The sequence below is a fragment of the Streptomyces sp. NPDC056452 genome, assembly GCF_042796085.1.
In the GTDB taxonomy this organism is placed as follows: Bacteria; Actinomycetota; Actinomycetes; order Streptomycetales; family Streptomycetaceae; genus Streptomyces.
Genome location: NZ_JBHTRI010000039.1, coordinates 30,623 through 54,016, shown reverse-complemented (window position 1 = coordinate 54,016; position 23,394 = coordinate 30,623). Strand labels below are relative to the sequence as shown.

At 70.9% G+C, this 23,394-nt stretch carries 22 protein-coding genes; 7 read left to right on the top strand and 15 right to left on the bottom strand.

Annotation, left to right across the window (positions count from 1 at the left end; genetic code table 11):
- Positions 1-34 precede the first annotated feature (34 nt).
- The 7 genes from ACFQ6X_RS30385 to ACFQ6X_RS30355 all read right to left on the bottom strand — a co-directional run bounded on the left by ACFQ6X_RS30385 (position 35) and on the right by ACFQ6X_RS30355 (position 6,551).
- Positions 35-1,348, bottom strand: a complete 1,314-nt coding sequence (locus ACFQ6X_RS30385; RefSeq protein ID WP_383186121.1) for a hypothetical protein — start codon at positions 1,346-1,348, stop codon at positions 35-37.
- On the bottom strand, positions 1,345-1,920 hold the full coding sequence (locus ACFQ6X_RS30380) for a SigE family RNA polymerase sigma factor (protein WP_329215230.1): 576 nt from the start codon (positions 1,918-1,920) through the stop codon (positions 1,345-1,347). Before ACFQ6X_RS30380 ends, ACFQ6X_RS30385 begins: the two co-directional genes overlap by 4 nt.
- A 359-nt stretch (positions 1,921-2,279) precedes the next feature.
- Positions 2,280-3,344 (bottom strand): aspartate-semialdehyde dehydrogenase, encoded by a 1,065-nt coding sequence (locus ACFQ6X_RS30375; RefSeq protein WP_383186119.1) that lies wholly within the window; start codon positions 3,342-3,344, stop codon positions 2,280-2,282.
- On the bottom strand, positions 3,341-4,612 hold the full coding sequence (locus ACFQ6X_RS30370) for an aspartate kinase (RefSeq protein WP_383186117.1): 1,272 nt from the start codon (positions 4,610-4,612) through the stop codon (positions 3,341-3,343). The genes ACFQ6X_RS30375 and ACFQ6X_RS30370 overlap by 4 nt, the downstream gene beginning before the upstream one ends.
- Positions 4,613-4,810: 198 nt before the next feature.
- A complete protein-coding gene (locus tag ACFQ6X_RS30365) occupies positions 4,811-5,470 on the bottom strand; it encodes a DUF5063 domain-containing protein (RefSeq protein ID WP_329209574.1) in 660 nt (219 codons plus the stop codon).
- 71 nt (positions 5,471-5,541) lie between these two features.
- Entirely contained in the window at positions 5,542-6,141 is a 600-nt protein-coding gene (recR, locus tag ACFQ6X_RS30360) for a recombination mediator RecR (protein WP_031090791.1), read from the bottom strand.
- 74 nt (positions 6,142-6,215) lie between these two features.
- Positions 6,216-6,551 (bottom strand): YbaB/EbfC family nucleoid-associated protein, encoded by a 336-nt coding sequence (locus tag ACFQ6X_RS30355; RefSeq protein WP_277329769.1) that lies wholly within the window; start codon positions 6,549-6,551, stop codon positions 6,216-6,218.
- Positions 6,552-6,921: 370 nt separating this feature from the next.
- Between ACFQ6X_RS30355 and ACFQ6X_RS30350 the strand changes: the two genes are divergently transcribed.
- Positions 6,922-7,707 (top strand): SLATT domain-containing protein, encoded by a 786-nt coding sequence (locus ACFQ6X_RS30350; protein ID WP_383186115.1) that lies wholly within the window; start codon positions 6,922-6,924, stop codon positions 7,705-7,707.
- Between the two features lie 150 nt (positions 7,708-7,857).
- On the opposite strand, the gene ACFQ6X_RS30345 is transcribed toward ACFQ6X_RS30350, so the two are convergent.
- The 3 genes from ACFQ6X_RS30345 to ACFQ6X_RS30335 form a co-directional block, all read right to left on the bottom strand.
- Positions 7,858-8,508 carry a hypothetical protein gene (locus ACFQ6X_RS30345; protein ID WP_383186113.1) on the bottom strand — a complete coding sequence of 217 codons (651 nt, stop codon included), beginning with the start codon at positions 8,506-8,508 and terminating at the stop codon, positions 7,858-7,860.
- Between the two features lie 78 nt (positions 8,509-8,586).
- Entirely contained in the window at positions 8,587-9,300 is a 714-nt protein-coding gene (locus ACFQ6X_RS30340; RefSeq protein WP_383186111.1) for a GntR family transcriptional regulator, read from the bottom strand.
- 122 nt (positions 9,301-9,422) lie between these two features.
- Entirely contained in the window at positions 9,423-10,796 is a 1,374-nt protein-coding gene (locus tag ACFQ6X_RS30335) for an aspartate aminotransferase family protein (RefSeq protein ID WP_383186109.1), read from the bottom strand.
- Positions 10,797-11,013: 217 nt separating this feature from the next.
- Between ACFQ6X_RS30335 and ACFQ6X_RS30330 the strand changes: the two genes are divergently transcribed.
- The 3 genes from ACFQ6X_RS30330 (at position 11,014) to ACFQ6X_RS30320 (ending at position 14,118) form a co-directional block, all read left to right on the top strand.
- Positions 11,014-11,625 (top strand): DJ-1/PfpI family protein, encoded by a 612-nt coding sequence (locus ACFQ6X_RS30330; RefSeq protein ID WP_383186107.1) that lies wholly within the window; start codon positions 11,014-11,016, stop codon positions 11,623-11,625.
- On the top strand, positions 11,622-12,092 hold the full coding sequence (locus ACFQ6X_RS30325; RefSeq protein WP_383186105.1) for a MarR family winged helix-turn-helix transcriptional regulator: 471 nt from the start codon (positions 11,622-11,624) through the stop codon (positions 12,090-12,092). The genes ACFQ6X_RS30330 and ACFQ6X_RS30325 overlap by 4 nt, the downstream gene beginning before the upstream one ends.
- Before the next feature lie 88 nt (positions 12,093-12,180).
- On the top strand, positions 12,181-14,118 hold the full coding sequence (locus ACFQ6X_RS30320) for a protein kinase (RefSeq protein WP_383186103.1): 1,938 nt from the start codon (positions 12,181-12,183) through the stop codon (positions 14,116-14,118).
- Here the strand turns inward: ACFQ6X_RS30320 and ACFQ6X_RS30315 are convergent, their stop codons facing one another.
- Entirely contained in the window at positions 14,119-15,633 is a 1,515-nt protein-coding gene (locus ACFQ6X_RS30315; protein ID WP_383186173.1) for a helix-turn-helix domain-containing protein, read from the bottom strand. It abuts the gene before it with no gap.
- Between the two features lie 351 nt (positions 15,634-15,984).
- Between ACFQ6X_RS30315 and dnaN the strand changes: the two genes are divergently transcribed.
- Positions 15,985-17,094 (top strand): DNA polymerase III subunit beta, encoded by a 1,110-nt coding sequence (gene dnaN, locus ACFQ6X_RS30310; RefSeq protein ID WP_383186101.1) that lies wholly within the window; start codon positions 15,985-15,987, stop codon positions 17,092-17,094.
- 13 nt (positions 17,095-17,107) lie between these two features.
- Here the strand turns inward: dnaN and ACFQ6X_RS30305 are convergent, their stop codons facing one another.
- Both ACFQ6X_RS30305 and ACFQ6X_RS30300 read right to left on the bottom strand, forming a co-directional pair.
- Positions 17,108-17,608, bottom strand: a complete 501-nt coding sequence (locus ACFQ6X_RS30305; RefSeq protein ID WP_383186099.1) for a hypothetical protein — start codon at positions 17,606-17,608, stop codon at positions 17,108-17,110.
- Between the two features lie 99 nt (positions 17,609-17,707).
- Positions 17,708-18,595 carry a glycoside hydrolase family 19 protein gene (locus ACFQ6X_RS30300; protein ID WP_383186097.1) on the bottom strand — a complete coding sequence of 296 codons (888 nt, stop codon included), beginning with the start codon at positions 18,593-18,595 and terminating at the stop codon, positions 17,708-17,710.
- 267 nt (positions 18,596-18,862) lie between these two features.
- On the opposite strand from ACFQ6X_RS30300, the gene ACFQ6X_RS30295 reads away from it, so the two are divergent.
- Positions 18,863-20,389: a PstS family phosphate ABC transporter substrate-binding protein gene (locus tag ACFQ6X_RS30295; RefSeq protein ID WP_383186095.1), complete on the top strand. Its 1,527-nt coding sequence runs from the start codon at positions 18,863-18,865 to the stop codon at positions 20,387-20,389.
- An 89-nt stretch (positions 20,390-20,478) separates the two neighbouring features.
- Here the strand turns inward: ACFQ6X_RS30295 and ACFQ6X_RS30290 are convergent, their stop codons facing one another.
- Positions 20,479-21,762, bottom strand: a complete 1,284-nt coding sequence (locus ACFQ6X_RS30290) for an adenylosuccinate synthase (protein WP_329209549.1) — start codon at positions 21,760-21,762, stop codon at positions 20,479-20,481.
- A gap of 186 nt (positions 21,763-21,948) precedes the next feature.
- On the opposite strand from ACFQ6X_RS30290, the gene ACFQ6X_RS30285 reads away from it, so the two are divergent.
- Positions 21,949-22,788, top strand: coding sequence for a diacylglycerol kinase (locus tag ACFQ6X_RS30285; RefSeq protein WP_383186093.1), 840 nt, complete (start codon positions 21,949-21,951; stop codon positions 22,786-22,788).
- A 63-nt stretch (positions 22,789-22,851) separates the two neighbouring features.
- Here the strand turns inward: ACFQ6X_RS30285 and ACFQ6X_RS30280 are convergent, their stop codons facing one another.
- Complete coding sequence (locus ACFQ6X_RS30280; RefSeq protein WP_383186091.1) at positions 22,852-23,352, bottom strand: GbsR/MarR family transcriptional regulator; 501 nt, start codon at positions 23,350-23,352, stop codon at positions 22,852-22,854.
- Positions 23,353-23,394 lie beyond the last annotated feature (42 nt).

Genomic DNA, 23,394 nt, shown 5'->3' with positions numbered 1-23,394 from the left:
GACGTACGTACCGTCGTTCCGTCGTGCGGGCCAGCTACGAGGCGTTCAGTACGCCCGTGCGGTAGATCGTGCCCGCGCAGGCGTGGGAGATCGTGGTCTCCGCCGTCGGCGCTCCCACCTCCGGGGTGTGCGTCACCGCGACACTGCCGTCCGCCGGGCCCTCGTCCGCACTGCCGAACTGCGGTGCCATGTCCGCCGTCGTCGTCCCCGCTCCGGCGGCACCACCGCCCCCGTCGCCCTCGGTGGGCGTCGGGCTGGGCGAACCGCCGGTGGTCGGGCAGGCCTCCGTCGGCACCCAGGCGAACTGCACCTCGTACGCCATCGTCGGCTTCAGCAGCACCGTGCCCGGCTCCAGCGACGGATCGGGCAGCCCGGCCGCCGGGTCACCCGCGGCGTGCTGCACGACGGCGATCCTCTGCGGGTCGGCGGCGCCCGCCACCTGGAAGCCGACCGTGCCGTTGCTGGTCACCGAACAGCCCTTGTCGGACGCGTTGGCGATCCTGAAGGTGCCGTACACCGTGCCGTCCGCGCCCGCCTCGCCCGACTGGGCGGAGGCGACGCGGAGCTGGCTGGGGTCGCAGGCCGGCAGGGCCGCCACCTCGGACTGCGGCAGGTCGTCGACGCCCGTCCCGCTGCCCTCGGTGTCCGAGCCCTCGTCCTGCGACGGCGCCGTGGAATTGCCCGCCTCGCCGTCGCTGCCCTCGATCTGCTGATCGGCTGGGTCGGCGTTCTGCCCGCTGTCGGCCTCGGCACCGGAATCATCACCGTTGCCGCCCTGGGTCTGCTCGCCGTGACCGGCGATGGCCGGGTTGGCACTGTTGGAGGCGTCCGAGTTCGCCACGTGGACGAACGCGGGCACCGCCGTACCGATCAGCAGCGCCGCAGCCGCCGCGCCCACCACGGCCTGACGCCGCTTGGCGCGCCGCGCGGGCACCGCACGGTGCAGACGGTCGAGCGTGCCGTCCGGGGGTTCGAGGGTCCGGACCGCGCCGTGGAGCATGCGGCGCAGCGCGGCCTCGTCCATGTCCGTACCGCCGCGGCCGCTCCCGAAGAGTTCGGTCAGCGTGCCGCCTCCGCCGGACGCACCGGCATCGGTCCCGCCGGCCTCTGCCGCAGCCTCGCCGGAGGTGCCGGCCCTGCCGGTGGTATCGGCTCCGTCCGAGGCGTCGGCCCCGTCCGTCGCGCCGGTCCCGCCGGAGGCGGCGACGCCCTCGCCCGCGGCCACGTTCTTGCCCTGCTCCCCCCGGCCGCCGTGCTCCGGCTCGGTGTTCGGGGTCTTCTCCGGCCCGTGGTTCACAATTCCGTTTCCAGTCCGGTCATCGTCGTGCCTGTGCTCGGGTCCGCTCATGCCTGCGCCTCCATCACGACGCGCAGTGCCGCAATTCCCCGGGAGCCGTACGCCTTCACCGAACCGAGCGATATACCCAGCGTCTCCGCGACCTGGGCCTCCGTCATGTCCGAGAAGTAGCGCAGCACCAGCACCTCGCGCTGGCGGCGCTGCAGCCCCTTCATCGCCTTGATCAGCGCATCGCGCTCCAGCTGGTCGTAAGCACCCTCCTCGGCGCTCGCCATGTCCGGCATCGGCTTGGACAGCAGCTTCAGCCCGAGGATGCGGCGGCGCAGCGCGGACCGGGAGAGGTTGACCACCGTCTGCCGGAGGTACGCGAGCGTCTTCTCCGGATCGCGCACACGGTTGCGCGCCGAGTGCACGCGGATGAACGCCTCCTGCACCACGTCCTCGCAGGACGCGGTGTCGTCCAGGAGGAGGGCCGCGAGGCCCAGCAGCGAACGGTAGTGGGCGCGATAGGTCTCGGTGAGATGGTCGACCGTGGTTCCTGCCGCCACCGTCTCGTCAGCGCCCTCGCGCTGCGACGGCAGCGCGGTGGGTCGCGCAGCGGGCATGGGCGCAATCACCGGCATACCGCCGGCTGCGCGGGGCCGCCGGAGCGGACGCACCGAAGCGCCGCGCAACGGGCCCACCACTGTGATGTCGAGAACCTCTGCCACGCCAGTTGGACACGCTTCCCCCCGTCAGGGTTGTACGCCAACGGCACCGCGTTCGATGCTGTGCGACATGCCCTCATTCGTACCTGCTCTTCCCCAAATGCCCCGAAAACGCATCCAGCCTCGCAAGAAGTGACGGCATAGACGCGCCGCATCCGGCTAGCGGTTGCAGGAGGCCAGGAGATCATCGTCGGATATGGCAACGCCCCAGCTCAAGAGGTTCAGACCAGCAAGTTGCTCACAGGGCGTACACAGATCCTACAAAACGGGTTCGATCAACCTCGAGGGAATTCCTTGGCCACGGCTTCGGCGATCTGAGCCACGTTGAGAGCCGCACCTTTTCGGAGGTTGTCTCCGCAGATGAACATCTCGACGGCCCGCGGATCGTCCATCGACTGCCGTACCCGCCCCACCCAGGTCGGGTCGGTGCCCACTACATCGGACGGCGTGGGGAAGTCGCCGGCCGCCGGACTGTCGAAGAGCACCACTCCGGGCGCCGTCGCCAGGATCTCGTGCGCCCGGTCCACCGCCACCTCGTTCTCGAAGCGTGCGTGGACGGACATGGAGTGCGTCGCGATGACGGGGACGTACACACAGGTCGCCGTGACCTTCAGTTCCGGCAGGCCCAGGACCTTGCGGCACTCCCGGCGGATCGCGAGCTCCTCGGACGACCAGCCGCCCCCGGCGTCGGCGCCCGCCCACGGCACCACGTTCAGCGCGACAGGAGCCGCGAAGGGGCTCTTCTCCCCGTCGCCCAGCGCCCGGCGTACGTCCCCGGGGCGGGTGCCCAGCTCCGTACCGGCCACCAGCGACAGCTGCTCGCGGAGCGCGGCGACGCCGTCGCGGCCCGCGCCGCTCACCGCCTGGTACGACGAGACGATCAGCTCCCGCAGCCCGAACTCGGCATGCAGGGCGCCGACCGCGACGATCAGCGACAGCGTCGTGCAGTTCGGGGACGCGACGATGCCGCGCGGCCTCAGCCGCGCGGCATGCGGGTTGATCTCGGGGACGACCATGGGCACGTCGTCGTCCAGACGGAAAGCCGCCGAGTCGTCGATGACCACAGCACCCTTCGACGCGGCGACCGGGCCCCACTGCGCGGCCACCTCGTCCGGCACCAGGAACAGGGCCACGTCCACGCCGTCGAACACGTCCTCGCCGAGCGCGAGGACCTCGGTCTCCTCACCGCGTACGACCAGCTTGCGGCCGGCCGAACGCGGAGAGGCGACCAGCTTCACCTCGCCCCAGACATCCGCGTGCTCGGAGAGGATCTGGAGCATGACGCCACCGATCGCCCCGGTCGCGCCTACGACCGCGAGCGAAGGGCGGCGCTGCGTCATCGGCCGGTGCCCCCGTACACGACAGCCTCGTCGGAGTCGCTGTCGAGACCGAAGGCGGTGTGCACGGCGCGCACGGCCTCGTTGACGTCGTCGACCCGGGTGACGACCGAGATACGGATCTCGGACGTCGAGATCAGCTCGATGTTCACGCCGACGTCGGACAGCGCCTCGAAGAAGAGCGCCGTGACACCCGGGTTGGTCTTCATACCGGCGCCGACCAGGGAGATCTTGGCGATCTGGTCGTCGTAGCGCAGCGACTCGAAGCCGATGCCCGCCCGGGCGCGCTCCAGGGCGTCGATGGCCTTGCGGCCCTCCGCCTTGGGCAGCGTGAAGGTGATGTCGGTCAGACCGGTCGACGCGGCGGAGACGTTCTGGACGACCATGTCCATGTTGATCTCGGCGTCCGCGATCGCGCGGAAGATCGCCGCGGCCTCACCGGGCTTGTCCGGCACGCCGACGACCGTGACCTTGGCCTCGGAGACGTCGTGGGCGACTCCGGAGATGATGGCGTGCTCCACCTGCTGGTCCCCTTGCGGCTCGTTGCTGACCCAGGTGCCGCGCAGTCCGGAGAAGGACGAGCGCACGTGGATCGGGATGTTGTAACGGCGTGCGTACTCGACGCAGCGGTGCAGCAGCACCTTGGAGCCGGACGCGGCCAGCTCCAGCATGTCCTCGAAGGAGATCCAGTCGATCTTCTGGGCCTTCTTCACGACCCGGGGGTCGGCGGTGAAGACACCGTCCACATCGGTGTAGATCTCACAGACCTCGGCGTCCAGCGCTGCGGCCAGCGCGACAGCGGTGGTGTCGGACCCGCCGCGGCCGAGGGTGGTGATGTTCTTGCCCTCCTGGCTCACACCCTGGAACCCGGCGACGATGGCGATGTTGCCCTCGTCGATCGAGGTCCTGATGCGGCCCGGCGTGACATCGATGATGCGCGCTTTGTTGTGGACCGAGTCGGTGATGACACCGGCCTGGCTGCCCGTGAACGACTGGGCCTCGTGGCCCAGGTTTTTGATCGCCATCGCCAGCAGGGCCATGGAGATCCGTTCTCCGGCGGTCAGCAGCATGTCGAACTCACGCCCGGCAGGCATCGGGGATACCTGCTCGGCGAGATCGATCAACTCGTCCGTCGTGTCGCCCATCGCGGACACCACGACAACCACCTGGTTGCCGTTCTTCTTGGCATCGACGACTCGCTTGGCGACGCGCTTGATGCCTTCGGCATCGGCTACGGAGGAGCCTCCGTACTTCTGCACGACAAGGCCCACGTGCGCTCCTCGCTCAATAATGTTCCGGTCGGCTCAGTTTAACGAGCAGTCCGGAATCGACCCGCCCTTACCAGATGGTGAGATGTCCCGCCCACCAGATGGTCCGGCGTGTCGACCCGAACTGCTCGTATCCGTCTGCTGCCCACTGCCTTGCCCCGCACGCCTGTTTGTGTCCCAGGCCACAGGAGTGGCCGGGTGTCACTTGACCGGCCGCAGCCCCAGTGGTCCCGCGATCTCCTCCGCCATCACACGGCCCGCCTCCTCGGCGAGGTCGTCCTCGCCCGGGTCCTGGTCCGTGTCCAGGCCGTCGAGCTCCTGGAGGGGCTGGTTCAGCCGGATGTGGGCGATCAGGGACTGGAGGGCGCGCAGGGTCGCCGACGCGGTGGAGCCCCAGTTGGAGAAGTACGAGAACTGCCACCACCACATGGCCTCGGCGGTACGGTCCGCCTCGTAGTGGGCCAGTCCGTGGCCGAGGTCCGTGACCAGGTCGGCCAGGTCGTCGGAGATGCGGTGCGGAACGGGCGATTTGCGGGGCTCGTACGGGTCGAAGACCTCGGAGTAGACGTCGATCGGCTCCAGGAGGGCCGCGAAGCGCTCACGCAGGCCGTCGGCGTCCGGTTCGGGGCCCAGATCCGGCTCGTAGCGCTCATCCGGGAGGATGTCCTCGTACGCGCCGAGCCTGCCCCCCGCCAGCAGGAGCTGGGAGACCTGGAGGAGCAGGACGGGTACGGCCTCCTCCGGCTCCTCGGCCTTGGACACCTCGGTGACCGCGACGATGAACGTCTTGATCTGGTCCGCGATCTGGACGGCGAAGTCGTCCGGGTCCTGCGTGACGGAGTTCAGCGTGGCGTCAGACATCGAGGAGACCTCCCGTGGGCACGGTCGCGAACGGTGGGTAGAACATAGCGTCGCCGTACGTAAAACCGCCGTCAGACATCGAGCAGCCGCCTCCCCTCGAACGCGCGGCCGAGGGTGACCTCGTCCGCGTACTCCAGGTCGCCGCCCACCGGCAGGCCGCTGGCCAGCCGCGTCACCCGCAGGCCCATCGGCTTGACCATCCGCGCCAGGTACGTCGCGGTGGCCTCGCCCTCCAGGTTGGGGTCCGTCGCGAGGATCAGCTCCGTGATGGAGCCGTCCGCGAGCCGGGCCAGCAGCTCACGGATGCGCAGATCGTCGGGGCCGACGCCCTCGATCGGGCTGATCGCGCCGCCGAGGACGTGGTAGCGGCCCCGGAACTCACGGGTCCGCTCGATCGCGACGACGTCCTTCGGCTCCTCGACCACGCAGATGACCGTGCGGTCGCGGCGCGCGTCCCGGCAGATCCCGCACTGCTCCTGCTGGGCGACGTTGCCGCAGATCTCGCAGAAGCGGACCTTGTCCTTGACCTCGAGGAGGGCATGGGCGAGACGGCGTACGTCGGTGGGCTCCGCCTGCAGGATGTGGAAGGCGATCCGCTGCGCGCTCTTGGGACCGACGCCGGGCAGCCTGCCCAGTTCGTCGATGAGCTCCTGAACCACGCCTTCGTACAACGGAAACGCCTTTCCCTATTCGTGCTCGTACCGTAGCCCGTACGCCCGGGTAGCCACAGGTCCCTGCGTGAAGGTCAGAAGGGGAGACCGGGCATGCCGCCCAGGCCCTGCGCCAGCGGGCCCAGCTTCTGCTGCTGGAGCTGCTGGGCGTTCTCGTTCGCCGCCTGCACCGCGGCCACCACCAGGTCGGCGAGCGTCTCCGTGTCCTCCGGGTCCACCGCCTTGGGGTCGATCACCAGGGCGCGGAGCTCACCGGACCCGGTCACGGTGGCCTTCACCAGACCGCCGCCGGCCTGACCCTCGACCTCGGTCCTCGCCAGCTCCTCCTGGGCCTCGGCAAGATCCTGCTGCATCTTCTGGGCCTGCTGGAGCAGCTGCTGCATATTGGGCTGGCCACCACCGGGAATCACTGTCACTCCTGGCATTTCGACGACGAATTGTTTCGGTACGCCGAGCCTACGTGCTCCCCGGACACAGCGCCCCACCCGCCGGGGACCAACTCTTTCGAGTGAGTTCCGGAAATGGCCTGCTGCACTCCTATACCTGACCAGAGGCCGTGTGCACGCGGGAATCCCGCGATTTCGACCCCATGCCCCACCATTCGGCGGTAGGAAGGGCATGCGTATCCGTACGCACACGCACACCACGGGTAACGCAGAGTTACATGGGCGAGGCCCCCGTCATATGCCGGAGACCGCCCCCGACCGTGTCCAGAACCGTGCCGATCCGCGTAGTCATGCGCCGATACGCGCCGAACGCAGAGTGCAGAGGAGTGCCCCGGTGAGTCAGCCGGAGATGCAGCCCGAGGGGCCGCACCGCAAGGAGTCCGGCGGATCCGGTGCAGATACCGGAATCGAGCCGTCCGGTTCGCGCTACGGTGCGGGTTCCCGGGACCTGACCGGCCGCGCCTTCCCCCTCGGCGACTGGGGCGAACCCGCGGAACGGCTCGACGAGCTCTACCGCTGGGTCGAGGCGGGCGCCCTGGACACCGCCGACTGGTATCTGCGCGACCGGATCCGCAAGCGGCGCACGGCCAGGCTCCTGCGCTTCGGCACGGCGGCAGGCGTGGTCGCGGGCGCCGCCCTCCCGCTGCTCGATCTGACCGGGGAGCTGACCGGGTCGGCCGGCTGGGGCTATCTGTCGCTGCTGCTGGGGGCCGCGTGCATGGCGTGCGACCGGTACTTCGGACTGACCTCGGGCTGGATAAGGAACCTCGCGACGGCACAGGCCGTGCAGCGGCGTCTGCAGGTGCTCCAGTTCGACTGGGCCTCGGAGTGCGTACGGGAGATGCTCGGGCCGACCGAGGGAACGGCCAGCGAGGCCGCGGAGCGCTGCCTGGGCGTCCTGCGACGGTTCTCGGAGGACGTCACCGAGCTGGTGCGCATGGAGACCGCGGACTGGATGGTGGAGTTCCGGGCGGGGCCCGCGCCCATGGGGATGCAGTCGCTGGTCTCGGGCGGGGCCGGCCCGCGACCGGATCAGGGGGCACCGCCGGGACGCCTCACCATGCCCTCGGTGACCCGGCCGAACATGCCGCGCCAGCGTCCGCCGGAGCCGCCCCGCTGAACCCGGCCTGCCCGGCGGCCGAGCCTCGCCCGCCGGGCGTCCGGAGCCGCTCCGCCGGACGCCCGGAGCGGCTCACGGTCGGCCGGTTCAGCCGGTTCAGCCGGTTCAGCCGGTTCAGCCGGTTCAGCCGGTTCAGCCGGTTCAGCCGGTTCAGCTGAAGATGATCATCGAGCCCTGCGCGAGGCTGCGGGTCGCCGCCGCGTGCAGGCCCAGCCAGACGTGCCGCTCGCGCGCGAACGGACTCTCGTCGTACGGAATCGGGCCGGCCGGCTCCTCCAGCGAGGTCGGGCCGGCGGGCGGAAGCGGTGCGGCCGGCGGATTCGCCGGGTCGATGCCGATGGACGGGCCGACAAACTCCAGTTCCCGCAGCAGCCCGTGCGAGGAGCCCAGCGGGCCACCGCCCTCCAGCAGCTGGTCGTCGGAGAGCGGAGCGGGGAAGTCGACCGGGACGTACGCCCCGGCGTGGTCGTAGTGCCAGACCAGGTGCGACTGCTGTGCGCTCTGCTCGAACATCTCCAGCAACTGCTCGTAGTCCCCGCCCAGTTCATCGACGGGAGTGACGGCGAGGCCGCTCAGCTGGAGGAGGTACGCGCGCCGCAGGAAGTGCAGTGCGTCGTAGTCGAAGCCCGCGACCGGGGCGACGTCCCCCGTGAGGCCGGGCATGTAGGCGTAGACGGGAACGGGGGGAAGCCCCGCCTCGCTCAGCGCCTTGTCGTAGATGGCGATCTCTTCGGCGAACGGATTGTCGGGGCTGTGGCACAGCACATCGACGAGGGGAACCAGCCACAGGTCACAGGCCACGAAGTCTCGCTCTCCAACGGGTTCTTGCGATGGTCGGAACAGCGTAATGCGGCCGGAACCCGACGCACAGTGCCCGGGTCAGCCCCGGCCGGGGTGCGGGGGGTTGTCCGCGGCCAGCCGGTCCGCCCACTTCAGCCCGTGCGCGTAGTAGCCGTCGAGGATCGCGCGTACCTCGTCGCCGTCCGCGGCGATGATCGCCTCCACCAGCACCTGGTGGCCGTTCCACAGCCAGTCCCGCACATCGGTGTCGCCCCGCAGGTACGGGACGGCGAAGACCCACGCCTGCACGCGCAGCCGGTGCAGGAAGTCGGTGATGTACGTGTTCCCGACGACCGCGCCCAGCTCCCGCCAGAACCGCAGGTCGTATCCGATGAGGATGTCGAGGTCACCGCAGCGCGCCGCCCGTGCGGCCTCCTCGGCCCGGCGGCGTACGGAGACCAGGGCGTCGCGGTGGGCGCCCAGGACCTCCGGCGCCGAGCCCGTACCGTCGAAGATCTTCCGGAACACCCCGTCTATGACGAGGGCGCGCGCCTCCACCATCGAGCGGTAGTCGGCGACGCTGAACTGGCGCACCCGGAAGCCCCGGTGCTGGTCCGATTCGAGGAGCCCCTGCGCGGAGAGGTCGAAGAGCGCCTCGCGGACGGGCGTCGCGGACACCCCGTACTGCTCGGCGATCTGCTTGACGGTGAACTCCAGCCCCGGCTGGAGACGCCCCGCAAGCACCTCGTCACGCAGCGCGTCGGTGATCTGCTGCCGCAGCGTACTGCGGGTCACACCTCCGCTCGCACACATGACGCCCCCTCCCGGTTCTCGGCTCCGGTCACCTTAAGCCAGGGCCCGTGCCCGGATCCGGGCACGGGGGCGGCATCCCCTTCGGTGTCGCCTACATGTGTGCGGCAGACGTGTGCGCCCGGTCAGACGGTGTGCTCGTCGGCGACCGCGAGGGCCGCGTCCAGGGCGGCGAGGCCTTCCTTCGCCTCGGCCTCGGTGACGTTGCAGGCGGGGACCGCGTGGGTGCGGTTCATGTTGATGAAGGGCCACAGGCCGTTCTTCTTGCAGGCCGCACCGAAGGCGGCCATGGGGGCGTTGGCCTCGCCCGTCGCGTTGTACGGGACCAGCGGTTCGCGTGTCTCCTTGTTGCGGACCAGTTCCAGCGCCCAGAAGGCACCGAGACCGCGGACCTCGCCGACCGACGGGTGGCGTTCGGCGAGCTCGCGCAGACCGGGGCCGAGGATGTGCTCACCCAGGTGTGCGGCGTTCTCGATGACCTTCTCGTCCTCCATGACCTTGATCGTCGCGACGGCTGCCGCACAGGCCAGGGGGTGACCGGAGTAGGTGAGTCCGCCGGGGTAGGGCCGCGTCTCGAAGGTGGCGGCGATCTCCGCGCTGATCGCGACGCCACCGAGCGGTACATAACCGGAGTTGACGCCCTTCGCGAACGTCATCAGGTCCGGCACGACGTCGTAGTGGTCGGCTGCGAACCACGCGCCGGTGCGCCCGAAGCCGGCCATCACCTCGTCGAGGACGAAGACGATCCCGTACCGGTCGCAGATCTCACGGACGCCCGCGAGGTAGCCGGGCGGCGGCGTCATGATGCCCGCCGTGCCGGGGATGGTCTCCAGGATGACCGCGGCGACGGTCGAGGGGCCCTCGAAGGCGAGGGTGTCCTCCAGGTGCTGCAGTGCGCGGGCGCACTCCTCGGCCTCGGTCTGCGCGTAGAAGGGCGAGCGGTAGAGGAACGGCGCCCAGAAGCGGACGACCCCAGCCGAGCCGTTGTCGGACGCCCAGCGGCGCGGGTCGCCGGTGAGGTTGATCGCGGTGGAGGTGGCGCCGTGGTACGAGCGGTAGGCGGAGAGCACCTTCGTACGGCCGGTGTGCAGCCGGGCCATGCGTACGGCGTTCTCGACGGCCTCGGCGCCGCCGTTGGTGAAGAAGATCTTGTCCAGGTCGCCGGGGGTGCGCTCGGCGATGAGGCGTGCGGCCTCGGAGCGCGACTCGACGGCGAACGCGGGGGCGAAGGTGGTGAGCTTGCCCGCCTGTTCCTGGATCGCGGCGACGACGGCGGGGTGCTGGTAGCCGATGTTGGTGAAGACGAGGCCGCTGGTGAAGTCCAGATAGCGGTTTCCGTCGTAGTCCCAGAAGTACGCCCCCTCGGCGCCGGCGACGGCGAGCGGGTCGATCAGGCCCTGGGCGGACCAGGAGTGGAACACGTGCGCGCGGTCGGCGGCCTTCACGGCCGCACCGGCGGCGGAGTCGACGTACGGGGCGCGAGAGGCATGAGGGGTCATACGGCGAGAGTAGGTCGGCTCGGGGCGGTGCTCCATGGCCACTGTGTATGGCGTGGAGCGCCCGGCTCGGCAGGATGTCGGGTCCCGGCCCGGACTCCGGAACCGATCTCCGAGAACGGACTCGCCCCGCGGCAATAATTGACAACATGCTGTCGTCATGACAGTCTTCTGTCATAAGAGTTCCACGAGGGTCCCACATCCCCTTTCGGAGGTCACCATGACCAGCACGAGCGTCCACCTGGCCGTCTACGACACCCTCGCCGACTGGGAGCCGGGCTTCGCCACGGCCCACCTCACCCAGAACGGCCACACCGTGCGCACCGTCGGAGCCACCACCGACCCGGTCACCACCATGGGCGGCATGCGCGTCCGGCCCGACCTCGCACTCGACGACCTGCGCCCCGAGGACAGCACCCTGCTGATCCTCAGCGGCGCCGCCCTCTGGGACACCGGCGACAGCCTCGCCCCCTTCGCGCGCACGGCCCGCGCCTTCCTGGACGCGGGGGTGCCCGTTGCGGCGATCTGCGGGGCGACGGCGGGACTGGCCCGCGAGGGGCTGCTCGACGACCGGGCCCACACGAGCGCCGTCTCCTTCTATCTGGCGGCGACCGGGTACGCGGGCGGCCCGCACTACATCGACGCCGACGCGGTGACGGATGCCGGCGGCGCCTCGCGCGGCGCGCTCGTCACGGCCGGGCCGACCGAGCCCGTGGCCTTCGCCCGCGAGATCTTCGGACTGCTCGGTGTGTACGAGCCGAAGAAGCTGGACGCCTGGTACCGGCTGTTCCACGACTCCGACGCGAGCGCGTACGAGGTGCTCCAGGGATGAGCAGCGAGAACCAGGACCGGTTCAGCCGGACAGCCATCGGGGTGTTCAGGCTCAACGGGCAGTTCCTGTCCGTGGCGGAGGAGCTGGCCAAGCCGTCCGGACTCACCGCGGCGTGGTGGCAGGTCCTCGGTGCCGTCCTCGGCGAGCCGCTCCCGGTGTCGGGGATCGCCCGGTCGATGGGGATCACCCGGCAGAGCGTGCAGCGGATCGCGGATCTGCTGGTGGCCAGGGGCCTCGCGGAGTACGTGCCGAACCCGGCCCACCGGCGGGCCAAACTCGTCCGGCCAACCGAGGAGGGGCGCGCGGCGGTGAGCCGGATCGGCCCCGCTCACGCGGAGTTCGCCGCGCGGCTGGCCGAGGAGCTGGGCGAGGAGGAGTTCGCGCAGACCGTACGGGTGCTGGAGCGGCTGTCGGAGGCGCTGGCTGCGGTCGACTCCGGGCCGGCCTCGCCCCCTCCGGAGGGCTGAGGCCGGAACGGGTGCTGGGCAAGGGGGTGGGGGGCGCAGCTATCCTCAAGCACGGTCTGCCACGACCGCACGGGGGAGGAAGCGCACCATGGAGAAGCTGGGCTCCGGCGATCCGCAACGCATCGGCGCCTACCGGCTGCTGGGACGCCTCGGCGCCGGCGGCATGGGACAGGTGTACCTGGCACGTTCCGAGCGGGGCCGTACCGTCGCCATCAAGCTGGTCCGGCCCGATCTCGCCGAGGTACAGCAGTTCCGCGACCGCTTCCGGCAGGAGGTGCAGGCAGGCCGCCGGGTCGGCGGCGCCTGGACGGCGCCGGTGCTGGACGCCGACATCGACGCGCCGGTCCCCTGGGTCGCCACCGGTTACGTCGCCGGCCCCTCGCTCCAGCGCACCGTCTCCGGAGTGCCGGGCACCCCGGTGACCGCGTCGGGTGCGTACGGTCCGCTCCCCGCGCGTACCGTCCGCATCCTGGGTGCCGGGCTCGCGAGCGCCCTCCAGGACATCCACCGCGCCGGGCTGATCCACCGCGACCTGAAGCCCTCCAACGTCCTGATCACGATCGACGGTCCGCGGGTCATCGACTTCGGCATAGCCCGGGCGCTGGACACCGTCACCGACGGTGGCCTGACCCGCACGGGCGCGCTGATCGGCTCACCCGGATTCATGGCGCCCGAGCAGGTACGGGGCGAGCGCGTGACCGCGGCGTGCGATGTGTTCTGCCTCGGCTCCGTGCTCGCGTACGCGTCCACCGGCAGGCTTCCGTTCGGCGGGGCGGACAGCGGGGTCCACGCCCTGATGTTCCGGATCGCGCAGGATGCCCCGGACCTCACCGGAGTCCCCGAGGACCTCGTCGAGCTCATCCAGGACTGCCTGGCCAAGGACCCGGCGGCACGGCCCTCCACCGACAGCGTCCTGGACCGGCTGGGCGGTCCCGAGACCGGGGAACCGTGGCTGCCCGGTGCGCTGATCGCCCAACTCGGCCGGCACGCGGTGGAGCTGCTCGATTCCGAGGACCCGGAAGAGGGCCCCGCACCGACCCCGGCCGGACCGGTGCCACCGGCACCCCCGGCCACCTCGCCCCCGTCCCGACTGCCGCCCGGCCAGGCGCCTCAGCAGCCGCCCGGCCAGGTACAGGCGCCCCGGCCGACGCCCGGTCAGCCACCTCAGCTGCCACCCGGCCAGGTACAGCAGCCGACACCCGGCCCCGCACAGGCACCCCACGTGCCGCCCAACCGACCCGTGCACACGCTGCCCACCATGGTCGGCCCGCCCGCACTGCCGCCGCAGACACCCGTGCCCCCGGCCTACGGCTACCCGCAGCAGCCCGCCCCGGGCTACGGCCATCCGCAGCCGCCCGCCCAGGGATACGGACCCACGCCCGCGTACGGCGCGACTCCCCCGTACGGCCCGCCCCACTACCTCGCGCCCCCTCCTGCTCCCGAACCGGAGCGCCGACGGTCCGCGGCTTCGACCGTGCTGCTGGTGGCGGTCGCCCTGCTCGTCGCGGTCGGAGTGGGCTGGTCGGTGTACGCGTTCATGAAGGACGGCGACGGGCACACCACGAGCTCCCCGGACCCCACGCCCACGCCCACCTCGTCCCGGTCCGTCTCCCCGTCGCCCTCGGCCCCGGAACCCGGACCCTCGACGGACGAGAAGAACAGCGAGGGCGCCGTCCCCACCGGCTACCTGGGCACCTGGTCGGGCACCATCGACAGCGCCTCGGGACAGTCCACCCGCCAACTCGTCATCCAGCAGGGCGAGGTGGGCGACACCGTGCTGTCCCTCACCGCCGAGGGGCCGCTCGACACCGGAGGCTCGTACCACTGCGTCTTCCAGGCGCCCCTCCAGGGCGAACCCTCCTCCGGCTCCCCGGTCAGCATCGGTCCGTCCACGGTCACCGTCGGCGAACCGATGACGTCGTGCACCCCGGGCAAGCCCACTGTCCTGACGCTGCTGCCCGACGGCACCCTGCGCCGCGAGATCACGGACACCGGCGAGAGCCTCACGTACACGAGGACGGGCTGATCACGGGCCGGACCCGGCACCGGTCCGGTCCGGCTCACCCACCGTCAGGTCCGCGGCCCTGAACGCCAGCCACAGGTCGTGGCGCGCGCTCGGGGTCTGGAGCAGTGAGCGGCGGAGCACGGCTTCGAGCCGGGTCAGGCGCTTGCGGGCGCCGGGTACGGAGATGCCCAGCTCCGCCGCGGCCGGGCCGAGTTGGGCCTCGCACCGCAGCCAGGTACGCAGGGTCTCCTCGGCCATGGGTCCGGCCGGGTCGAGGAGGCGCAGTTGCTGGGACGCCCAGTCCTGGACGCCGGGGCCGCGCAGGATCTCGTCGAGGTTCCCGGCCGCCCCGGGAGGTCGCTCACCCGGGCGCCCGGGCCGGACGATCGCGGGGGTCGCTCTGATGCTGAGCGCCAGGTCGAGGGCCGCCTGGTCCGCGACCCGGTGCAGGTCCAGGCCGAGCAGCTCGCCGATCAGCCTGAGCCGGGCGGCGAGGGTGTTGCGGTGGATCTTCAGGTGCTGGGTGGCGTGCGAGGAGAACGCCAGCCAGGAAGCGAGGGTCGCCGCCAGTTCCTGGCTCCCTGGGTCCTGCGAGCGGCGCGGCAGATAGGCGAGCAGCGGCGCGAGCAGCGCGTCGGCCCACTGCGCTCCCGCACTGCCCACGACCAGGGCGGGTTCCGGCGAGGAGCCGAACCGGGCGTGCCGGCCGGGGAGTCCGCGGGCCACGGCCAGGGCGTGGAAGGCCTGCCGGTAGCCCGTCGCCGTGTCGGACAGCTGCACCTCCTCGCTGACGCCCACGACGCAGTCGTCCACCAGCTCGGCGACGGTCCGGTCCAGTGCGGCACCGTTCTTCGGCGTCCCGCCGTCCGGTGCCGCCTCCGTTTCCGGGACCGCCGGCATGACGAGGATCAGATGACGCGCGTACACCGGGCACCGGACGATCCACGTCCTGCCGCCGGAGGCGTCGGCGCAGATGCGCGCCACCTCGTCGCGCTGTCCGCCCGAACACTCCACGACGCAGACCCGCACGGGGTCGGGGAGCTTCGGCCGCAGTGCCCCTGCCACCTGGTGGGCGATGGACAGCTGACCGGTCATGAGCAGGTGCAGAACCGCCTCGCGGCCCCGGGACTCCGCGAGGTCGACCCGGCGCCGTCTGCGTTCGAGGGTCTCCGCCGCCCAGGCCAGCGTCAGGGGCATCATCGCGTCGGCGAGCAGCACGGACAGCCCGCCGGGCAGCGGCCGGGGGGCGGCTACGGCGAGAACCGGGGCGCGGTCCTCCGGCTGTCCGTCGAGGGGGAGCACCAGCACGGTGCAGCGGTCGGCGTCGAGCGAATAGGCCCGCGCATCCCGGGACTTCAGTTCCTGGGCGGCCTCGGCGGCGAGGGTGGCGGCCTCCTGGCCGGGTAGTCCGGAGGTCCCGGCGGCGGCCTGGAGCACCGTGCCGTCACCGTCGAGCAGTCCGGCCCAGCCCTCGGCGCGGTGTGCCAGCCAGCGCAGGAGTTCCGGCGATCCGCCCGTCCGGGCGAGCCGGTACATCCGCAGTACGTCGTCGGCCCGTTCCCACCCGCGCACACATCCCCCGCCCGTTCCCGAAAACCGGAGTGCAGAGTACCGGTTCGGCTGTGCGGTCTGATACCCCCGCGAGACCCTCACCGTGCGAAATGAAGCTCCCGGCCAACCGCCCCGCCCGCCTAGAGTCCGAGGGGTGTTCCGGGACGTCCGGGGGACGTCGGGGGACGTCAAGGCGTCCCGGATCCGGGGGACGCCGGCAGGCGTGGCGGCAGCGGCCCACGGGGGTGGTCGCTGTCGTCTCCACCGGTGATTGTCAGTGGCGGCGCCTACCGTGTTTTCTCGACCGTGTCGTACACCGGACGAGAGGCCCCTGCCATGGAGTTCAGCATCGAGCGCGGCGCACTCGCCGATGCCGTGACCTGGGCGGCCCGCGTGCTGCCGACCCGGTCTCCCGTGCCCGTTCTGGGCGGCCTGCTCCTCGAGGTGTCCGACGGCCGGCTGAGTGTCTGCGGGCTGGACTTCGAGGCCTCCGCGCGCATCGAGGTGGAGGCCCGGACCGTACGGACCGGGAAGGTGCTGGTCATGGGCCGGCGGCTGCTCGACATCTGCAAGGTGCTCCCCGACGGACCTGTGGAGTGCGCGGTGGAGGGCTCGCGGTTCACGGTGACGGGGGACGGCGCCCGGTTCGGGCTCTCGTTGCTGCCGCTCGACGACTACCCCGCGCTGCCTCCGCTGCCCGAGGTCCGTGGCGCTGTGGACGCCGCCGCGTTCGCCGCGGCCGTCGCCCAGGTGACGGTGGCCGCGGGGCGGGACGACACCCTGCCGACGCTCACCGGGATCCGGCTCGGGCTCGACGGCTCCACGATGACCCTGGCGGCCACCGACCGGTACCGCTTCGCGGTGCGCACCCTGCCCTGGAAGGCGACGGCGCCCGATGTCGCCGCCGATGTCGTGGTGTCGGCCCGCAGACTGACCGAGATCGCCCGGTCGATGGGCCGGTCGGGTCTGGTCAGCGTCGCCGTGGACGCGGGTTCGGTCGGCTTCGAGCACGCCGGGATGCGTACGACGGTGCGCCTGCTGGACGGCCGTCTGCCGCGCCACGACAAGCTGTTCGCGCTGGCGGACCCCGCGCTCGCGGTGACGGACCGCGTCCGGCTGGTGGAGGCGGTGAAGCGCGTCTCCGTCGTGGCGGACGGCGGCAGCCCGCTGCAGATGACCTTCTCGGCACCGGACGGTTCGGTGCTGCTGCAGGCGGGTTACGAGGACGATGTGGCCTCGCAGCGGCTGCCGGCCACGCTGGAGGGCGCCGAGGAGATGACGGTCGCGTTCAACCCCGCGTACCTCCTGGACGCCCTGTCCTCCTTGGAGGAGCCGACGGTCCGGATGCGCCTGATGGGGCCCGGCCAGCGCGCGATGATCACGGGCGGCGAGGACACGCGGCAGCACCAGCACCTGCTGATGTCCGTGAAACCGGCGCTGCTCTGACTCCGCCCGCCCCCTACGCGGGCAGCGTCGCGGTGTCGCCGACGGCGGCGAGCAGCCAGATGGGGAATTCGGGATCGGCCTGACCCACGGTCAGGCCCAGCCACCGCCCGCCCTGCCGCTCACCGTCCCGCTCCCCCGGCGGAAGGCGCCAGACCTGCATGCTGCCCGCCAGATTGCAGAGCTGTCCCATCGGTTCCGGGGCCGGTCCGCCCATGTCCAGGTAGGGCCACAGGTCGACGGTGTCCGGCTCGCCCCACCGCTCCGTCAACGCGGTGGCGACAGCGCTGAATTCGGCTTCGATCTCCTGCTCGGCCGGTTCGACGAGATCGGGGGAACGGTCGTCCCAGAAGTCCTGGCTCGCCCGCAGGATCAGGAGGTGGTGGCCGGGGCCGCTGCTGCGTACGCCGCTGTCCTCGCTCTCCTCCCCCGCGGGGAAGGGCAGGGCGAGGACGCTGTCGATCAGGGCGAGCCGGGCCCCGGTGCTCGCGGGCGGTGTCGTGCTGTCCGGTGTCATGGTGCGTGATCCTGCCAACCGCCTGCCCCGGAAACCGAATCGGGGGGCGCACCCGGCCGTGGCCGGGCACGCCCCCCGTCCGGGTGGGGGCAACGGACGTCAGCAGCTCAGGTTGCCGCCGGGGGTCGTGCCGAGGATCTGGACGAACGCCTGGTACTTGTTGATGCGGCTCTGCACCTGGGCGGGGTTGCCGCCGTTGCACTCGATGCTGCCGTTGATCGAGCGGATCGTCTCGCCGAATCCGGCGCCGTTGACGATGGCGTTGTGGGGCGTCATCGTGCCGGGGCCGCTCTGGGTGTTCCAGTACCAGAGACCGGTCTTCCAGGCGATGGAGGCGTTCTGCTCCACCTGCCACGGGTTGCCGAGCAGGTCGATGCCGAGCGCGTCACCGGCGGCCTTGTAGTTGAAGTTCCAGCTGAGCTGGATCGGGCCGCGGCCGTAGTAGGCGGCCTGGCCTGCGGGGCAGCCGTAGGACTGGCTGGTGTCGCAGTAGTGGGGGTAGTTGGCCGTGTTCTGCTCCACGATGTGGACCAGTCCGCCGGTCTCGTGGCTGACGTTGGCGAGGAACGCCGCCGCCTCCTGCTTCTTGACGGTGTCGCTGCCCGTGTTGGCGAAGCCCGGGTAGGCGCTCAGTGCCGCCGTCAGGCCGCTGTAGGTGTAGAACGAGTTCCGGCCCGGGAACATCTGGTTGAACTGGGCCTCGCTGACGACGAATCCGGAGGGGTTCGGCTCACCCGGGTCCGTACCGCCGCCGCAGCTGCCCTGGTCGGCCCAGACGTCGACGGTGCCGGGCCGCTCGTTCTGGGTCCACCACTTCGCGAGCCAGTTGTGCCCGTTGTACGAGGCCGTTCCGCCGCCCCAGTACACGGACGAGGAGTTCCAGGCCGGGGCGCACGCCGCAGCCGAGGCAGTGGCGGCGGGGAGAAAGACGAGGGCCGCGACGACCGCACACAAGGCGGTCAGCAGGCTCATGACACGTTTGACCACGTGATCACTCCTTCGGCGCGGCGCCGGCGATGAGCATGCGCCGCCATGGGGGTGACCGACACTCAACCGTCGATGGTCTGGACCTGTCAAGGTCTAGACCAGGATTCCCGGCCCGGAACCACCCGCGCCAACTGGCCCCGAACCCGGTCAGGTTGAACGCGAGACGAACTTCAACGAAAGGAATCCGGCCACCCGCCCACCGGCCTGCCCCGGACCGTACGGTGACGCGAACCGGCACACCGCACCCACGAGGGAGCGCAGGCAACCATGGCGTGGTTCGACCCCGAGAACGTCATCGCCGTCCTCACCGCCGCAGTGGGCGTGGCGACCTCCGCGGGCGTGCTCTGGTACGAACGCCGTGTTCCGCGCCGCAAACGCATCGGCTACCGCGTCCAGATGGACACCCCGATAGGCAGCGGTGTCAGCCAGGGCCGGGCCAACGTACGGCTCGGACTCTTCAGCGAGACCCCGGACATGGCCGACGCCACCCTCGTACTGCTCCGCGTCGAGAACGACGGCTCGCAGTCGATCGCCAACGACGACTACACCGGGCGGGGCGAGCAGCTCCACGGCCTCACGGCCGAGTTCACCGGCCGTACCGTCCGCGGCGTCGCCGTGACCCACTCCCCGGGCGCCGACCACCTGATGGACCACTTCACACCGGCGGCCGGGCTGCGGCACACCGGGTCCCTCATCCGGCTGCCGCGCGTCCCGCTCAACCGCAACGAGCACTTCAAGCTCCTGGTCCTGCTCACCGGCTCCCACGTGGGCAGCCCGATCAGGGTCACCGGCGGCATCCGGGACGGCGAGGTGACCCCGAACCAGGCACTCCGGCCGGACGAGAAGCCCCCCGTGTTCAGCCGCTCGGCACGCATCATCACGGTGGCCCTGACGGTCTGCGTCGTCACACTCGCCGCGATCATCCTCGTACGGAACGCCCCGCCGCCGCCGATCGAGTGCGCCCCGGGCAGCCTGACGGTCACCGGCTCCACGGCGTTCGGTCCGGTTCTGGACGCGGTGGCGGAGCAGCTCGAGAAGAAGTGCGACGGCGTCCGTATCGAGGTGAAGGCACGCGGCAGCGCCGAGGGCCTGCGCCGGCTCGCCGGCGAGGCGAAGTCCCGGCCCGACAACGCGGTCGTCGCGTTCTCCGACGGCGTGAAGCCGTCGGCGTACACGGAGCTGAGCGAGACCCCCGTCGGCGTCTCGCTCTTCCACCTCGTCGTCAACGACCACGTCCGGGTGCGGAACCTGAGCCTCGACACCGTCCGGAGGATCTACCGCGGCGAGATCACCAACTGGAACGAGGCGGGCGGCCCCGATCTGACGATCAAGCTGATCAGCAGGGACGCCGACTCAGGCACGCGCGAGGTGTTCGGGCGCCGGGTGCTGGGGGGCGGCGAACCCACCTTCTCCTCCCGCGACTGCACCACCAAGGACGACCCGTCGGTCCCCTACATCCGCTGCGAGCTCAACGGCACCCAGGAGGTCCTTGACCAGGTCGCCTCGATCGAGGGCGCGATCGGCTACAGCGAACTGCGCAAGGGCGAGGACCTGAAGGGGCTGCACCAGCTGGCCATCGACGGCACCACCCCGTCCATCGACGACATCGACACCTCCACGTACCCGTTCCGCGAGATCGAGTACGCCTACACCTACGGCCGCCCGCCCGCCGGATCGCCCGCCGCCGGCTTCCTCGACTATCTGAGCCGCGGCGGCGGCCAGGGGATCATGCTCAACCACGGCCACCTGCCGTGCGCCATGCCCCAGGGGATGCGGGTGTGCGCCGAAGGCTGAACCCTCCGTGCCCCGGGCGGGAACGCGTGACGGCGGCCGCCCCTGCCGAGGCAGGGGCGGCCGCCGTCACGGCGACTCCCGGAGGACTCCTACAGGAAGGAGTTGATCTCGATCGTCTCGGTGCGGCCGGGGCCGACACCGATCGCGGAGATCGGAGCGCCGGACATCTCCTCCAGCGCCTTCACGTAGTCCCGCGCGTTCTTCGGCAGGTCGTCGAAGGTCTTGGCCTTGGTGATGTCCTCGGACCAGCCCGGCAGCATCTCGTAGATCGGCTTCGCGTGGTGGAAGTCGCTCTGGTTGTACGGGAGCTCCTCGACGCGCTTGCCGTCGATCTCGTACGCCACACACACCGGGATCTGCTCCCAGCCGGTCAGCACGTCCAGCTTGGTGAGGAAGAAGTCCGTGAGGCCGTTGACCCGGGTCGCGTACCGCGCGATCGGGGCGTCGAACCAGCCGCAGCGGCGGTCACGGCCGGTGGTGACACCGCGTTCGCCGCCGATACGGCGCAGCGCCTCGCCGTCCTCGTCGAGAAGTTCGGTCGGGAAGGGTCCGGCACCGACGCGCGTGGTGTACGCCTTGAGGATGCCGATGACCCGGCTGATCTTCGTCGGGCCCACGCCGGAACCGGTGCAGGCGCCGCCCGCGGTCGGGTTCGACGAGGTGACGAAGGGATACGTGCCGTGGTCGACGTCCAGCAGAGTGCCCTGGCCGCCCTCGAAGAGGACGACCTTGCCCTCGTCGATGGCGTTGTTCAGGATCAGCGTCGTGTCGGCGACGTACGGCTTGATCTGCTCCGCGTAGGTGAGCAGCTCCTCCACGATCTTGCCGGCTTCGATCGCACGCCGGTTGTAGAGCTTGGCGAGGATCTGGTTCTTGAAGTCGAGAGCGGCTTCGACCTTCTGGACGAGGATCGACTCGTCGTAGAGGTCCTGGACCCGGATACCGACGCGGTTGATCTTGTCCGCGTACGTGGGTCCGATTCCGCGACCGGTGGTACCGATCTTGCGGGAGCCGAGGAAGCGTTCCGTGACCTTGTCGACCGTGGTGTGGTACGAGGTGATCAAATGAGCATTGCCGCTGATCAGAAGCTTGGACGTGTCGACGCCTCGCTCGTTCAGACCGCTCAGCTCGGAGAGCAGGACCGCCGGGTCGATCACGACACCGTTACCGATCACCGGCGTACAGCTCGGCGACAGGATTCCGGAGGGGAGGAGATGCAGTGCGTACTTCTGGTCGCCAACGACGACCGTGTGGCCGGCATTGTTGCCGCCTTGGTAGCGCACCACATAGTCCACGGATCCACCGAGGAGGTCGGTGGCCTTCCCCTTGCCCTCGTCACCCCACTGAGCACCGAGCAGCACAAGTGCGGGCACAGGCGTACACCCCTTCCGGGCGGGGCATGTCCAAGGTCAGGGGGCGTACGTAAAGGTCGTACCTGCCGCACGACGATGTGCGGCAAAGCCTGAGCCGTCGAACCGGGTGCCCCGGAATAGACGAAGCCCCTGGCGCAATAGCGCAAGGGGCTCTTGCACCAAGATGCTACCCGAGGAAGGACCGAGGTGTCGGCTGCAGAGCCCCCCGGCGACGGCGACCACCAGCTACTGGTACTCATCGACCCCCTGGCCCGCCGGTTCGACGGCGAGTCCGTGCGTATCGCGAAGGACGTGCTGAGCGCGGGTTCGCACGCCAAGATCTGCCTTCCGGACAGTCCGGACGAGTTCGCCCGGGCCTTGTCCCGGCGGGGCGGACGGCGGCCCGTGGTCGTCGGCGACGACCACACGCTGCTGCGCGCCGTGGCCCAGCTCCACCGGGAACGGGAGCTGGCCGACAGCGCGCTCTCCCTGATCCCGGTCGGCGCGCCGCACGCGCTGGAACTGGCCCATGCCCTCGGCGTGCCCCGGGGCGCCGTGGCAGCCGCCCGCGCGGCGCTGGAGGGCGCCGCCCGTCGGCTGGACCTCCTGGTCGACGACAGCGACGGCGTCGTGCTGGGCGATCTGCGCATCCCCGCGCTGAGCCCGGCGCCGGGCCCCGAGGCACCCCACACGGGCGTCACGGCGGTCTGGGACACCTGCCGGAGCCTGATGGCGGCCCTGGTCCGCCCGTCCCCGCCCTCGTCCCCACCGCGCGCACACCGGCTGCGGGTCGAGGCGGACGGGGTCCTGCTGAACGACCTGGACCGGCCGGTCGAGGGCGTCTCGGTGACCACACAGGGCGACGGGGGCCTCGCGGACGTGGTGATCCACACGACGTCCGGCGAAACGGTCACGGTGGAGGCCAAGGCGGTCACGGTCTCCGGCCCGGACTTCCGCTACCGCGCGGACATACAGGTCGCGGGCCCTGTCCGGACCCGGACGTGGACGGTGCGGGCGGGGGCGTGGGGGCTGATACTTCCGCCGTGACGGGCCGGGAAGCCGGCCGTTCCCCGGGCGGTCAGGTCACGCCCGGGGACCCTTCCCGGGCGGTCAGTTCCCGCCCGCCGCCCCGCGGCTCTCGCGCCACCGGTCCATCACGCCGACCAGCTCCGTCTGCAGGAACTCGAAGAACTCCGCGGTCTCGGCGATCCGCGCGCCGGCCGGTGTGTCCTCGCCCAGGGAGCGCGCACCGTCCCTGAGGGTGCGCTCCCAGCGCGTCAGCACCTGGTCACGGCTCGCGAAGGTGGCGTACCAGATCTCGTTGTGCAGCCGGTAGCGGTCGCGGCGCGATCCCGGGTCGCGCTCCCGGCCGACCATGCTGACCTGGGTGAGGTAGTTGATCGCCCCCGAGACCGCGGCTGGACTGATCTGCAGCTGCGCGCCGAGCTCGGCCGAGGTCATGGAGGCGTCGTCGTCCGCGAGGAGCGCCGCGAAGACCCGTGAGGCCATCCGCTGCATACCCGCCTCCGTCATCTCGGCCGCGAAGCGCTCGACGAACCGCGACACCGCCTCCTCGTCACGCTCGGCGCCTTCCCCTGCCCGGCTGGTCATCGCTCTGTCGCCTCCCCTGCCCCGATCGTTGACCCAACTTTA

Excerpts from the sequence above, each read along its gene's own strand:
- ACFQ6X_RS30385 (WP_383186121.1), bottom strand. The coding sequence starts at position 1,348 with ATGAGCGGACCCGAGCACAGGCACGACGATGACCGGACTGGAAACGGA.
- ACFQ6X_RS30380 (WP_329215230.1), bottom strand. The coding sequence starts at position 1,920 with ATGCCGGTGATTGCGCCCATGCCCGCTGCGCGACCCACCGCGCTGCCG.
- ACFQ6X_RS30375 (WP_383186119.1), bottom strand. The coding sequence starts at position 3,344 with ATGACGCAGCGCCGCCCTTCGCTCGCGGTCGTAGGCGCGACCGGGGCG.
- ACFQ6X_RS30365 (WP_329209574.1), bottom strand. The coding sequence starts at position 5,470 with ATGTCTGACGCCACGCTGAACTCCGTCACGCAGGACCCGGACGACTTC.
- ACFQ6X_RS30340 (WP_383186111.1), bottom strand. The coding sequence starts at position 9,300 with ATGTGTGCGAGCGGAGGTGTGACCCGCAGTACGCTGCGGCAGCAGATC.
- ACFQ6X_RS30335 (WP_383186109.1), bottom strand. The coding sequence starts at position 10,796 with ATGACCCCTCATGCCTCTCGCGCCCCGTACGTCGACTCCGCCGCCGGT.
- ACFQ6X_RS30330 (WP_383186107.1), top strand. The coding sequence starts at position 11,014 with ATGACCAGCACGAGCGTCCACCTGGCCGTCTACGACACCCTCGCCGAC.
- ACFQ6X_RS30325 (WP_383186105.1), top strand. The coding sequence starts at position 11,622 with ATGAGCAGCGAGAACCAGGACCGGTTCAGCCGGACAGCCATCGGGGTG.
- ACFQ6X_RS30320 (WP_383186103.1), top strand. The coding sequence starts at position 12,181 with ATGGAGAAGCTGGGCTCCGGCGATCCGCAACGCATCGGCGCCTACCGG.
- ACFQ6X_RS30315 (WP_383186173.1), bottom strand. The coding sequence starts at position 15,633 with ATGTACCGGCTCGCCCGGACGGGCGGATCGCCGGAACTCCTGCGCTGG.
- dnaN (WP_383186101.1), top strand. The coding sequence starts at position 15,985 with ATGGAGTTCAGCATCGAGCGCGGCGCACTCGCCGATGCCGTGACCTGG.
- ACFQ6X_RS30305 (WP_383186099.1), bottom strand. The coding sequence starts at position 17,608 with ATGACACCGGACAGCACGACACCGCCCGCGAGCACCGGGGCCCGGCTC.
- ACFQ6X_RS30295 (WP_383186095.1), top strand. The coding sequence starts at position 18,863 with ATGGCGTGGTTCGACCCCGAGAACGTCATCGCCGTCCTCACCGCCGCA.
- ACFQ6X_RS30280 (WP_383186091.1), bottom strand. The coding sequence starts at position 23,352 with ATGACCAGCCGGGCAGGGGAAGGCGCCGAGCGTGACGAGGAGGCGGTG.